9 protein-coding genes are annotated in these 13,564 nt (G+C 41.5%); 8 read left to right on the top strand and 1 reads right to left on the bottom strand.

Translation table 11 applies throughout. The features are described from left to right. Position 1 precedes the first annotated feature (1 nt). Genes FW768_RS07280 through FW768_RS07250 form a run of 7 tightly spaced genes read left to right on the top strand, consistent with a single transcriptional unit; the run spans position 2 to position 10,766 of the window. Positions 2-4,252 carry a type I polyketide synthase gene (locus FW768_RS07280; RefSeq protein ID WP_153394136.1) on the top strand — a complete coding sequence of 1,417 codons (4,251 nt, stop codon included), beginning with the start codon at positions 2-4 and terminating at the stop codon, positions 4,250-4,252. Beyond that, complete coding sequence (locus tag FW768_RS07275; protein ID WP_110366628.1) at positions 4,240-4,539, top strand: acyl carrier protein; 300 nt, start codon at positions 4,240-4,242, stop codon at positions 4,537-4,539. Before FW768_RS07280 ends, FW768_RS07275 begins: the two co-directional genes overlap by 13 nt. Then, positions 4,530-5,312, top strand: a complete 783-nt coding sequence (locus tag FW768_RS07270; RefSeq protein ID WP_153394135.1) for an alpha/beta fold hydrolase — start codon at positions 4,530-4,532, stop codon at positions 5,310-5,312. Before FW768_RS07275 ends, FW768_RS07270 begins: the two co-directional genes overlap by 10 nt. Then, positions 5,305-7,710 (top strand): glycosyltransferase, encoded by a 2,406-nt coding sequence (locus FW768_RS07265; protein WP_153394133.1) that lies wholly within the window; start codon positions 5,305-5,307, stop codon positions 7,708-7,710. The genes FW768_RS07270 and FW768_RS07265 overlap by 8 nt, the downstream gene beginning before the upstream one ends. A 4-nt stretch (positions 7,711-7,714) precedes the next feature. After that, entirely contained in the window at positions 7,715-8,983 is a 1,269-nt protein-coding gene (locus FW768_RS07260; protein ID WP_153394131.1) for a condensation domain-containing protein, read from the top strand. After that, positions 8,980-10,233: a condensation domain-containing protein gene (locus FW768_RS07255; RefSeq protein ID WP_153394129.1), complete on the top strand. Its 1,254-nt coding sequence runs from the start codon at positions 8,980-8,982 to the stop codon at positions 10,231-10,233. Before FW768_RS07260 ends, FW768_RS07255 begins: the two co-directional genes overlap by 4 nt. Next, entirely contained in the window at positions 10,230-10,766 is a 537-nt protein-coding gene (locus tag FW768_RS07250; protein ID WP_153394128.1) for a hypothetical protein, read from the top strand. Before FW768_RS07255 ends, FW768_RS07250 begins: the two co-directional genes overlap by 4 nt. A gap of 83 nt (positions 10,767-10,849) precedes the next feature. Here FW768_RS07250 and FW768_RS07245 read toward each other — a convergent pair whose 3' ends face one another. Then, the gene (locus tag FW768_RS07245) at positions 10,850-11,416 is read right to left on the bottom strand and encodes a hypothetical protein (RefSeq protein WP_153394126.1); all 567 of its coding nucleotides are present in this window, start codon (positions 11,414-11,416) and stop codon (positions 10,850-10,852) included. 584 nt (positions 11,417-12,000) lie between these two features. Here FW768_RS07245 and FW768_RS07240 point away from each other — a divergent pair. Next, complete coding sequence (locus tag FW768_RS07240) at positions 12,001-13,128, top strand: 1-acyl-sn-glycerol-3-phosphate acyltransferase (RefSeq protein ID WP_153394124.1); 1,128 nt, start codon at positions 12,001-12,003, stop codon at positions 13,126-13,128. Positions 13,129-13,564: the final 436 nt, after the last annotated feature.

Genomic DNA, 13,564 nt, shown 5'->3' with positions numbered 1-13,564 from the left:
TATGAAACAAACAGATGTTGCTGTAATCGGCTTATCCTGTGTCTTTCCCGGAGCACAGGATGCCGACACTTTCTGGCAGAATATTGTCAATAAAGTAGATTCCACCCAATCCGTTCCTGCTGACAGAATTGATCCTGTTCACTTCAGCGATGCTACCAGCCCGGTTGACCGTTTCTATTGTAAACGGGGAGGATTTATCCCTGATTATGAATTTGATCCTACCGCATTTGGAATTTTACCCCTTGCCGTGGAAGGAACAGAACCGGATCATCTACTGACTCTTGATTTAGTTCAGAAAGCTTTAGAAGACGCCGGAATATTTAAAAAAAATACCTCCCTTGAAAAGACCGGAATCATCATCGGAAAAGGAAACTATACCGGGCCGGGCGCTACCCGTGCCATTGAAATTGTAAGAACCGGAGAACAGATTTCTTCATTACTGAAAGAATTGCTGCCTCAGGTTTCTTCAGAAGATATTGAAAAAGTTAAATATGCCTTTCAGGAAAAGAAAGGACGTTTTGCGGCAGATACCGCCATGGGATTGATTCCTAATCTCGTGGCCTCACTGGTGGCCAACCGTTTTGATCTGGGAGGAGTGGCCTTTACCGTGGATGCGGCCTGTGCCAGTGCCCTGATTGCAGTAGATCATGCGGTGCAGGAACTTCAGCGAGAGCGCTCCGATATCATGATTGCAGGAGGTGTACACACCGGACAAAATGCTGCTTTCTGGAGTATTTTTGCCCAGCTTGGGGCCATGTCCCGTCAGGAACAGATCAAACCATTCAGTCAGGATGCGGATGGACTGCTGATCGGGGAGGGCTGCGGTTTTGTGGTTCTGAAAAGGCTGGAAGATGCAGTCCGGGATCAGGATAAAATCTATGCTGTGATTAAAGGAGTAGGCGTAAGCAGTGACGGAAACGGAACCAGTGTGATGAGTCCGTCCGTGAAAGGCCAGCTGAAAGCTTTAGAACAGGCATGGCTCAATGCCGGTTTAGATAAAAATAAAGTAGGTTACCTTGAAGCTCATGGTACCGGAACTCCGCTTGGAGATAAAACAGAACTTCAGACCTTAGCTCAGTTCTTTGGGAGAGAAGAAACGGCTCCTGTTGCCGGGATAGGATCTGTGAAATCCAATATCGGGCATGCTATGCCTGCCGCAGGAATTGCCGGGTTAATTAAAACGTGCCTCGCCCTGCATCACGACACATTACCACCAACATTATACTGTGAAAATCCGGTTGCAGATATGCAGCAAACCCGTTTCGAGCCTGTACAGGAACCGAAAAACTGGTCAAAAACAGGACTTCCCAAAGTTGCTGCTGTGAATGCATTTGGATTTGGGGGAATTAATGCACATGTTGTTCTTGAAGGTTATGATATGCCCAAAAAAGATCATATCCTGATATTGGCAAGACCAACCCATGAAGAACTGCTTTCTGCTTTACAAAATAATGAGACAGCAATAGGGGAGGGAGATTTCAGAGTAGCAATATTCGATCCGACCCCTGTAAGAATAGAAAAAGCCATTAAAATCGTTTCCAAGAATCTTATCTGGAAAAACAAACAGGATATCTGGTACACTTCTGCACCATTGCTAAAAGATGGCGGAAAAGTAGCTTTTGTATTTCCGGGCTTAGATGGTCTTGCAAAAGGTGAAGTTGAGAGTGTGAGCCGTTATTTCGGATTAGCAGCGCCTATAGAAACCGAAGGGGAAGGCCTTTTAACGGATGCCCTGAACATCTTCAACAATTGCAGTATCCTTGACAATTCACTGAAAAAATTGGGGATCATCCCGGATATGAATGCAGGTCACAGTTTAGGAGAATGGCTGGCCGGATATTCATCAGAGCTTGCAGAAGCCAATTCTGTAAAAGCCTTAATTGATGTCCTGAATCCGGAAACATTTGAATTAAAAGATTCCAAATTCATTGCTATCGGAGCAGGAATTGATGTCGTAAAACCTTTTATTGCGGAGATTGAAAACTTATATGTTTCCAATGACAACTGCCCTAACCAGGTGATTCTTTGCGGAAGCAATGCTGCATTGGATGAATTGGTTCCTCTGTTAAAATCAAAGCAGATTTTCCATCAGGTATTGCCTTTCCAATCAGGGTTCCATTCACCTTTTATCGAGGATAAACTGGATGTGATCCTTGCCGGAATGGAAAAGGCTCAGTTTCAGAAAACAAAAATCCCGTTATGGTCTGCTACAACTCTGGAACCTTATCCTTCAGATCAGGCAGCTATCAGAAAACTGAGTGCCGAACACTTGGTTGAACGGGTTCGTTTCCGTGAACTGACGGATAAATTATACGAAGAAGGGGCAAGAGTGTTCATTCAGGTGGGAACTGGGGGTCTGATCGGATTTATTGATGATACATTGAAAGGAAAAGCATTCAGCACGATTGCTTCCAGTGTTCCGGCGCGTTCTGCATTGGCGCAGTTACAGCGTGTAGTCGCTTCATTATTTGTAGAAGGAAAAGTAATTGCTCTTGACTTTTTAGACATTCAGAATCATTCAAAAAAGTCATCAGGTAAGGGCATTAAACTGGAATTAGGTTCGCCTATTATCCGTGATTTTAAAGAAGTTAAAGCATTGGCTCAATCATTGGATGCGCCAAAACAATATGCAGGTTCGGCCATTGCCACCAAAAGCGGCCATCCGCTGGTACAGGCATTCCAGGACAATGTTGCCGATATGATCCGTATGCAGGAAGAAGTCCTGACTTTATTCCAGAACCGTCCGGAAATCACCATTCAACGGCCTGCGCCTGTAGCACAGCAAGTTGCTCCAAAAACACCGAGAAGTACAACCTTTTCTAAAGATTTATATGTAACACTGGAAAGTCATCCATATCTCATCGATCACAGCTTACTGAGACAGCCTAAAGGATGGGCTCATGTAGCCGATATGGAACCGGTAATCCCCATGACGATGATCTTTGAGCAGCTGGCAGAAATTGCAGAAGCGGAAATTCCGGGAACTTTGGTTCATAAAATCATGAACGTAAGTGTTTTCCAATGGATGAACGTGGCCAAGCCTTTTGAGAAAACCGTAAAAGGAGAATGGCGTGGATCTAACCATGCTTATCTGGATATTGAAAACTTTGCGAATGCAGAAGTGATCTTAAAATCATCATCTGTTCCTGTTCCAGCTTTCAATCTTTCCATTGGTAATCTTTTGCCTATTGAAAGAACCCCTGAAGAAATCTATGACATGCACATGTTCCACGGAGAAAAATATCAGGGAATTACGGAAGTTTCAGCTGTTGGAGACAAAGGAATTGTCGGAAAAATAAAAGGAAACGGAGGTAAAGGTTCTCTATTAGACAATGCAGGACAGTTATTTGGGCTTTGGCTGCAGCTTACCTTAGTGAAAGACCGTATCGCATTCCCTGTAAAGATCAGAGATATTGAATTCTTTGGCGATATGCATGATCAGGAAGGTGTTTTTGAATGTACCTGTATGCTGACCGAACTCAATGATGAATTTGCTATTGCAGATATCATCCTGAAAAGAGACGGAAAAATATGGTGCGCTATTACCGGCTGGCAGAACAGAAGACTGGAAATTGATGCCGCTTTATGGAATGTTTCCATGTCCCCACTGCATAACCGCCTTTCGGAAGAGATTGCTCCTGAAGTTTTCTTTTTCCATCAGGCCTATACCAGAGTCGCTTCATGGGATTTTATCCTGAAAAGATATTTCAACCAAACTGAAAAACAACATCATCAGCAATTATTACCAAACAAGAAGAAAAACTGGATGGTAAGCCGTGTAGCTGTGAAAGATGCCGTTAGAAACCTTCTTCGTCAGGAAAAAAATCATGCCTGCTTCCCGATCACTTTTGAGATCCGTTCTGATGAAGTGGGGAAACCTTATCTCATCAGTGATTTTACAGAAGATATTCATATTTCACTGGCTCACAAGGGAAAAGAAGCGGTGGGTATCGCGAGATATGGCAAGTCTGTAGGAATCGATATGGAACTGATGGAAGAACGCAGTTCAGGATTCTACGACATGGTATTTACCGACAAAGAATTAACCTTATTAAAAGACAGAGATCAGGCAGAATGGACCACCCGGTTCTGGGTAGCCAAGGAAGCTTATGGGAAATTCCTGGGAACCGGACTGAAAGGAAATCCTAAAGCTTTCGAAGTCGAACTTATAAAAGACGATCACCTGTGGATCAACAACATTGAAATCAAAACTATTAAACATAAAAATTATATTATCGGATGGACACTGTAAACGCAACATTAAAAATGAACCACGAAGAACTTTTTATCCTTTTAAAAGGTTTTATTACTGAAGTGATAGGCGCTGAATTTGTAGAGGAAATGGACATTACTCCGGAAAGTTCATTCACCAAAGATCTTGAAATGGACAGCATTGAGATTGTCTCTTTCTCTGAAAAGATCAAAGCGCATTTTGGCGATCAGATCGATTTTACAGGCTGGTTATCTTCTATGGACCTTGATCAGCTGATCAATCTTGACCTTAGTATGATCATCAATTATATCTACGAATGCCAATAATTACGGTCAATAACAGACAAGTTCATATACAGGAACTCAACAAAGGAGCCGAACAAACCGTGGTACTGATCCACGGGATGTTCAGCAACCTGTCCATTTATTACTTTAATATTGCCCCCGTATTGGCAAAGCATTTCCATGTGGTGATGTACGATCTGAAAAGCCACGGGATGAGTGAGCGCTTTTTGGATGGCTACGACCTTGAAAACATGTCATCCGATCTGATGGGTTTAATAGATCATCTTCAACTGGAAAAAGTACATCTTGTCGGCTACAGCTTCGGAGGGCTTATTGCGTTAAAAACAGCATTGAAATACCCTGACCGCATCAATCAATTGGTAGTGATGGAAGCTCCGGATCCTCAAGACGAAAAAGCCCGTAATATCATTGATGAATACAGTAAAGAATTCCTTGAGCATTATGTGGCCAACTTTACAGATACCACCAAAATACAGATGGGTAAAAGACAAATGGAAAAGAACCATCGTATGTATGAATTCCTGTTTAATCAGACCAGCATCAAAGCAGATATGATCAGGGAAAAACATTTCCTTGATGAAGCTGATTTCAGCCAACTGACGGCTTCTACTTTATTGCTTTACGGTACTGATTCCAACTGCAGACCTACAGGAGAATGGCTGCAGTCTCAAATCGGGCAGTCCGAACTTGAATTAATTCCCGGCGATCACAATATTCCCATCCAGGAGCCTCAGCTCATAGCAGAGACGATCGCTCATTTTTTATCTAATATCTTAACGAAGAACCATGGCTAAATTTGCATTTATAATTCCACCATTAACAGGACATGTCAACCCTACCTTAAGCATCGGTGCTACTTTGCTGGAAAGAGGACATGATGTAGTCTGGATCAGCCTTGACCCGACTTTAGAGGCTAAACTTCCCGAAGGAGGAAAATTATTACTGATTCAATACGATCAGACCGACGAAGAAAAGAAAGAAAGTGAACAATATCTCGATATTATTTCAAAAAAAGTAGTGTATGGCATTGACAGTGTTAAGTTTCTTTACGAAGAGGTCCTTATCCCGCTGAACAGACATTGCTATAAAGGAATTGTCGCTTTATTAAAAATAGACCAACCTGATTTGATTATTGGGGACCACCAGCTATTTGCCGCTCCTGTTGCCGCGAAAACTCTTGGAATCCCTTATGCTACTTCCGTTACCGCTCCGGCTGCCATTAAAATCATGAATGAGCTGCCTAAGGTACACGAATGGGAGGTAAATAAAATCATCGATTTACAAAAGGAACTTGGCTTCTCTGAAGAACGATCTCTGGCCACTTCAGACCTGTTAACCCTTGTTTTAACCTCGAATTATTTCTTTGGTGAAATGGAAGATCTGCCTTCTCAATATCAATTCACGGGTCCGGTTCTTACAGAAAGACGTATCTCATGTGAATTTGATTGGGATCGATTAAAAAACGCTACTAATAAAAAGATTCTGGTAAGCATCGGAACAACCTTCGATCACGATCATAAAAAAGCATTTTTCCAGAAAGTAATTGATGCTTTTAAAGATGAAAACTTAACGGTTGTCGTGGTTTCAGATCCGCAGCTTTTTGAGCAATGGCCGGATAACTTCATGGTGTATCAGCAGGTTCCCCAATTGGATCTGTTACCTCACCTTGATGGAGTGGTTTGCCACGGTGGTCACAATACCGTTTCCGAAACATTATCCAACGGAATTCCTTTGGTCGTAATCCCAATCGCTTATGATCAGTCGCACGTTGCCGGAAGGGTAGTACGTACAGAAGCGGGTGAACGTCTGAACTTCAACCGTTTTAAAGCCAACCACCTGAGAGAAGCTGTACAGCAGATTTTAAATAACCCGAGCTACCGTGAAGCGGCTCAAAAAGTAGGGCAGTCTTTCGCAGAAGCCGGAGGTTCAGCAACCGCAGCGGATTTATTGGAACAGGCAATATCAAAGGCTTCAAAACCTGAAAAACCATCTAAGTTTTTGTTTGTTGTTCCCCCGTTTTTCGGACATATCAGCCCGACTTTAAGTGTGGGAGCCAGCCTGATTGCGCGCGGCCATGAAGTGAAATGGTTCGGAATTACTCCGCTGGACAGCAAACATATTCCGGAAGGAGGATCTTACTTCTATCCTGAAGAAGAACTTGTTTCGCATCAGGAAGAGCTTCAGCGTATTTTAAAAAGACAGGACGACGGACCTTCATGTTCCGGCCCCGAAGTCATGAAGCTGGCCCTGGAAGAAACCTATGTTCCGTTTGCTAAAATGATGATGCCGGGACTGACCAGGTTGACAGAAAACTGGATGCCAGATGTGATCGTGAATGATTGTATTACTTTCGGAGGTGCGCTTTTTGCTCATAAAAACAATATTCCTTGTGTCACAACAACACCTGTTCCGCCGGATGTAATGGGAGATACGGAAAAAAATGCCCCTAAAATCTGGGAATGGCAGCAAAATCTTATTAAAGACTTACAGAAAGAAGTCGGAATTTATGAAGAAGGTATTTATATTCATTCCCATAAACTCAATATGGTGTTTACCTCACAGGCTTTCGCAGGCTTTGAAACCGTTCCGCCTCATATGAAATTTGTAGGTCCGGTGAAAGGACGTCCGAATGATGTTCCTTTCGACTGGGAAAAACTGAATGCTTCAACCACCCCGAAAATATTTGTGTCTCTCGGAACACTGCTGGTCGACATCCGTAAGGCTTTCTTTGAAAAAATCATTGCTGCATTTGCAGACCAGCCGGTAACGGTTGTAGCAGCCACTCCGCCGGAGATCTTTGAAGAATGGCCGGATAACTTTATCGTGAGCAGTTTTGTACCGCAATCCGCAGTGATGACTCATATGGATATGGTGATCTGTCATGGTGGTTTCAATACTGTAAATGATACTTTCCGTAACGGATTACCGATGCTGATCACGCCTATTGCATACGATCATTTCCATATCGCCAAATTAATTGAACAGGCAGGTTGCGGAAAAAGTATCCGATATAAAAGACTGCGTGTGGATGCCCTCCGTGAAACTGTTTTTGAACTGCTGGAAAACCCGGAATTCAGAATAGCGGCTCAGGAAGTTCAGAATACCTTCCTTACCGCTGGTGGTAACGATAAAGCAGTAGAACTTTTAGAGAATTTTGTACAACAGGAACAAGCAGCATTAGCTTTAATATAAGCCTATGAAAAGAAAACTGTTATTTGGTGAACGGATGCTTTTGGGTGATGGAACGGAACCTTTCAATGCGGTGATCCCTTTCAGGCTGAGAGGAACTTTTACTTTGAAAGAGATCCAGCAGGCATTGGCATGTATTCAGGACAAGCATCCGTGGCTCAGGGCATTGATCAGCCATGATGAAAAAAATATACCCTGGTTTGATGTTCCGGAAAAACCGATATCCATTCCGGTAAGGATTCTGGTCCGTCAGGGAGATAATCAATGGCAGGAGGAATCCAGAAAGGAATGGCAAACTCTGTTTAATTATGAAAAACTTCCCCTTATCCGTTTTGTGTGGATCAAAGGAGAGGAGGTTTCTGATATGCTTTTTGCGTTCCACCATTGTTTATGCGATGGCGGTTCTGCAATGATGTTCCTGTATGAGTTCCTGAAGGTGCTGGATGATCCTTCTGCAGACATTGGAACAGAAAATCCGATCCTGGGAATTGAAGATGTGGTACCTGCTGCTATGTTGGCCAGCCGAAAACAGCAGCTCAAAGCTAAATTTATCGGAAGACTGGCGGCTACGGCCATCAAATGCATTCCTGTCAGTAAAAAAGGCATTGAGCGAAAAAATGATTACCTGATCCATTGGAAATTCAGTCCAACGGAAAGCCGGGAATTTATGGAGTATTGTAAGTCTCAAAATGTTACCGTGAATACTTTTTTAAGTGCGGCCATACTTCAGGCTTTCAAAAAGATAAAAGGGACAGCTGCTTTCAATAAAGTTTCCTGTCCTGTAGACATCCGGAGGTTTGCTCCACAGATTAAAAACGATCATATTTTCGCGTTTGGATTGATGATTGTGGTTTCCGCGAATGAAAAATTAAGTTTTTCCGAAAACTTACCTGTGATGCAGAAGGCCGTGGAACTTAAAACCTCTAAGCTGAACCCTTATATCACCATGATGGTTATGGAATCCGGACACGATGCGCTGAAGAACTTTACGAAACTCCTGAAGAATGGGAAATCGTCCAACGACTGTATGTTTTCCAATCTGGGACGGATTCAGATTCCACATGAATATAAAGAATTTACCCTGGATACCATTTTTAGTCCTTCAGTGATTGGTCCCTTGGGAAATACAACGACTATGGTGGTTTCAACCTTCCGGGGAGAAATGGATTTTTCCTTTGTAGGAAGCGAAGGATACCTGCCTTACATCGAGGCTCTGGCGATCCGGGATGAAGTTATTCAAACTGTTAAAAAAGAAATGGAATATACTGCCGTATGATGAAACGAAGATTAATGATGGCGGAAAGGATCATGTATGTGGATCCTGAAACGCCTGTCAACTGTATATTTACAGCAAAGATCAACGGTAAAATTGCCGAAGAAAACTTTACAACGGCCCTGGCGAAAATTCAGCAGAAACATCCCCTGTTGAGGATGCGAATTGATCATAAATTGGAAGAATATCCCATTTACATAGAAGAAAAAGAAATGGGACCAATTCCTCTCCGTATGGTTGAAAGAAGTTCGGATGACGACTGGATGAAAGAGTCGGAGAAAGAATGGTTCCGAATGTTTAAGGATGAAAAAAAGCCGTTGGCTCAACTGGTGTGGGTAAAAGGGGAAAGGGTTTCCGAAATTCTTTGGGTAATGCCTCACTGCATCTGTGATGGAGCATCTTTGGTCACGTTGATGCGGGAACTTCTTGAATTGCTGGATAATCCCTCTTCTGAACTGCAGTCTTATGAGGTTTTCAGTTCGGCAGACGATTTTCTGCCTCCTGATTTTGATCTGAAAAAGAAGAAACGAAACGCCAGGTTTTATTTGCTGATGGCTAAGTTGTTTTTCCTGATGCAGCGGAAAAGTAAAATAAGAAACCATGGAAAAAATTACGTGATTCACTGGAAAATGGATGCTGAAGCCACTTCACAGATCACAGAAATGTGTAAATCACAGGGAATTTCAGTGCATGCTCTGTTGTGTGCTTCTTTTATGCAGGCTTTTCAGGAGAAGCAGGGAAATAAGGCTAAAGGGAAAGTGATCAGTCCTGTGGATGTGCGTCATTTCATTCCGGAGATCAAACAGGATCATGTCTTTGCGTTTGCGCCTACTGTTGAACTTTCGATCAGAAGAGACAGCCGGGATGTGGTACACAATGCTAAGCAGATCAAAAAAGAATTGGTTCTGAAAATAGAAAAGATGCAGGCCCGTGAGCTGTTGTGGATGGGGGAACAGATGCATCCGATTGTTGAGCGTATGATCAGCCTGCTGAAATCAAGCAGGGGAGGGCATGACGTTACCTTATCCAATATGGGAAAGCTCAATATTCCGGCTGATTACAAACATTTTAAAGTGGAAACCATCTTCAGTCCGACGGTGGCTTTCCCGTGGCTGAACTCAACAACACTGGTGACCACTACTTTTAACCAACAGATGGATTTTATGTTTATTTCGCATGAAGACTTTTTACCCAAAGCAGAAGCCACAGCAATTAAAGATAAAGCCCTTGAATTCCTGACCCAGCCCGTATGAAATTGAAAATAAAGCCGCCACAACCCAAAAAACTCAAGAAAACCACCCTGAAACGCTTTTTATTAAAGCGCACAATGTATTATGTCCTACCCAACGTATTTTTTAATTTCATCATCGCTTACGCCAGCTTCAAAGAGTTAGGCTACACCCATTTCTTCGCCGGAGAACAGAACCTGGCCCGCCTCACCCTGCCTATGGCTATCTTTCTTCCGGTAGTCCTCACCATTGACATTATCAAAAGAGTCACCGATGCAGCCAGTCAGGAAGCCATAGAATTTACCGTAGATGAACAGTTGAATATTAAAAAATTAATGACCAAACTGAGTATTTTGCATGGTTTGGTTACTGGTTCGCTGGTGCTGTGCTTGTTGTTTGTGGGGCAGTTTAATTTATCCAAGGATTATAAGCTGGATGGTGCAGCGATGGCTGTGGTGGTGGGAGTATTGGCAGGAGTGTTGTCTGTGGTTTTTGTGTATTTGCCGGTGTGGAGATTGAGAAGGTGGATGGGGAGGAGAATTGAGATAATCACTTAATATTTCCCAATCATTATATTATACAAACTAATTTTCAATTCTGTTACTGAAGATTAGTTTGTATATAGAAGAGTGTACTATAATTATCTAGGAGCTCTCATTGGTGGTGGCGGAAGTTGTTTTTGTGGAAGGTAATTATCTATCTCATTTTGTCTGATAATTTCATTTTTTATCGATTCAAAATCAATCGTAAAGCCTGAAGATTTTTCCGATTCATCCTGTTTATAAATTTTATCTTCAAGTAAACTGATCATACTGTTAAAGTTTGGATCCATAAAAGGTTTAATAAAACAAAGCTTATCTTTATTTTTTCCAACCTGAAATGTGATGTAATTTCTATTTCCCGCATAGCCCTGATTTTTGTCAAGCTGTTTTTTCACGACAAAACCTTCCATCTTTTTTGAAGAGAGTTGATTAACCTTTTCAATCTCATCTTTGGTCAGTTGATACTGATAAAAAACAATGTCTTTGTATCTTTTTAAGTAGACGTTTAAGATGCCTTGTTTGTTTATCTTGGAATATGAATGTATGCTGATGCTATTATCTGATTCTGTATCATAAGTAATGAGCTTAAAATCATCCAGCTTTAGTGTTTGGGCACTGAATAATACGCCTGCAAATAGTATAATTAATAAAAGGCCTTTTTTCATTTTAAGGTAATAATATTCTTTAAATATAGTATAAAATAAGAATCAGGCAAAGTTGCCAATATGAGGACTTCCAAGGGTAATGGATGTAGATTAATAAGTTTTGATTATATTCAATAGACTTTAGTATCATATTTTACAGGAACTTTTACGGTCTCAAAATAAGACGCTTTATACAGAAGACAGGATTTCCCTGCTTAAAGGAAAGATCAATCAGAACAGGTTTGGCAGAAAAGACTATATGCAAAACTTCAGAAATATTTCTGCCCCACAGCAAGCAGAGATTTGAAATGGGCTGTTGAACAAGGGATTTTATCTAAATCTGGAGAACAAAGACTGACGGAATATTATTTTAAGGAATAGTGATGAGGTAATTGTTGTCTATGTATTTGCCAGCAGGAAGGTTGGTGTGATGAAAGTTTAGGAAGTGCTGAATGATTAGCTCTGAAATTAAAGGTTACAAGGATAAAAATAAGTAATGAAGATAATTACTCCTACGCCATTCATAATACTTTAACATCCTTTATAGCCGCATCCCAGATAAATTTTCGTTCTTTTGCAAAAAGTTTTTAATCTTAAATAATTGCATGTCGAAGTTTGATGAAATCCGGTTTTTTGATGATCATGAAGTGAATGAAGCATTGGCGGGAATAGCCCGGGATCCTATGATGAAAGCGCTGATGAACTTTACTTTCCCGGACAGAGAAGAGGAAGTTTGGCAGGAACAGCTGAAAAATGTTCATTCTACGAGTGATTTTCAAACCCATTTCATTGCGCATACTGTTCGTCAGATCCTTGCGAAAAGCTCTGATGGCTTAACGACTTCAGGCTTCGACCAACTGGATAAAAACACGCCATATCTTTTCATTTCGAATCACCGGGATATTGTGCTGGATACTTCACTGCTTAATCTGGCTTTGCTGGAAAGCGGCCATATTATGACGGCTTCCGCCATTGGGGATAACCTTGTCCGCAGGAAGTTTTTAAATGTCCTAGCCAAGCTGAACCGTAACTTTTTGGTTCAGAGAGGACTTTCGCTTCGTGAGCAGCTGAAAAGTTCCCAAACCATGTCGGAGTATATTGATCAGCTTTTACATGTCCAAAAACATTCAGTATGGATCGCCCAACGGGAAGGCCGCACAAAAGACGGGAATGACTCTACCCAACAGGGCGTTTTAAAAATGTTGGCCATGGCCGCTGGAGACCAGCCGTTGATGGAGTATTTCAAAACCCTGAAGATCGTTCCTATCTCTATTTCCTATGAATATGATCCTACAGATTCCCTGAAAATGCCTCAGTTACTGGCTCAGCACAGAGAAGAGGAATATATTAAAGGTAAGAATGAAGATTTTACCACCATGCTCAGTGGAATTTTAGGCCAGAAAAAACGGATCCATCTGCATGCCGGCAATGTTCTTAATACAGAACTGGATGAAATTGCAGCAGAGATTGAGAATAAAAATAAGCAGCTGCAGGCTGTTGCCCAGGTAATAGACGATTCTATTATCCGGAACTATAAGCTTTGGCCGACTAAATTTATCGCCTACGATCTGCTTCGGAATAGCGATACCTATGCTTCTCAATATACGGAACAGGAAAAACAGCTGTTCGCAAGGAGACTTGAGATGCGTATTGATCCGTCTGATCCTGTTTCAAAAGAATATTTCCTGGCGATGTATGCCAATCCGCTGATCAATAAAACGAAACTTCAGTAGTAATTCTGTTTTTGCTGATTATAGCTGTGATTTCCTAGCAAAAATAACCCTATTATCTGCCACGAATGCACGAATAAAATTAACACTTAAGTTATTTTTAGTTTAAATACTTTTTGCATAGAAGTTCACTTAAGCTTTTAAAAATCTACGATTTTTATCAGATAAAAGATCTGCTCAATCTGCCGGATCAGCGAGCAAATAAAACATTTATAAAGATCTGGGAATTACATATAATTGCAGAATCTATTCAATAGAGGTGGACTTTAGTCCGCCTAAATAATAAAAAACAATCCATTGGCTTCAGCCAAATCCTATACAGTCATTTGTGAAATCGGTAATAAATAAAAATACGTGGCAATAAAAAAGAACATTAACAACTTCCATACTCAGTCTCCATCTTCCCGCTTTTAATCAAAAACCTTATCTTCGCACTACA

Source organism: Chryseobacterium vaccae, from assembly GCF_009602705.1.
Lineage (GTDB): Bacteria > Bacteroidota > Bacteroidia > Flavobacteriales > Weeksellaceae > Chryseobacterium > Chryseobacterium vaccae.
The sequence above is the reverse complement of the archived record's forward strand: the minus strand, read 5'-3'. Positions and strand labels throughout refer to the sequence as shown.

Bases quoted from the DNA above. Each gene is read 5' to 3' on its own strand.
- FW768_RS07280 (WP_153394136.1), top strand. From the start codon at position 2: ATGAAACAAACAGATGTTGCTGTAATCGGCTTATCCTGTGTCTTTCCC.
- FW768_RS07275 (WP_110366628.1), top strand. From the start codon at position 4,240: ATGGACACTGTAAACGCAACATTAAAAATGAACCACGAAGAACTTTTT.
- FW768_RS07270 (WP_153394135.1), top strand. From the start codon at position 4,530: ATGCCAATAATTACGGTCAATAACAGACAAGTTCATATACAGGAACTC.
- FW768_RS07265 (WP_153394133.1), top strand. From the start codon at position 5,305: ATGGCTAAATTTGCATTTATAATTCCACCATTAACAGGACATGTCAAC.
- FW768_RS07260 (WP_153394131.1), top strand. From the start codon at position 7,715: ATGAAAAGAAAACTGTTATTTGGTGAACGGATGCTTTTGGGTGATGGA.
- FW768_RS07255 (WP_153394129.1), top strand. From the start codon at position 8,980: ATGATGAAACGAAGATTAATGATGGCGGAAAGGATCATGTATGTGGAT.
- FW768_RS07250 (WP_153394128.1), top strand. From the start codon at position 10,230: ATGAAATTGAAAATAAAGCCGCCACAACCCAAAAAACTCAAGAAAACC.
- FW768_RS07245 (WP_153394126.1), bottom strand. From the start codon at position 11,416: ATGAAAAAAGGCCTTTTATTAATTATACTATTTGCAGGCGTATTATTC.
- FW768_RS07240 (WP_153394124.1), top strand. From the start codon at position 12,001: ATGTCGAAGTTTGATGAAATCCGGTTTTTTGATGATCATGAAGTGAAT.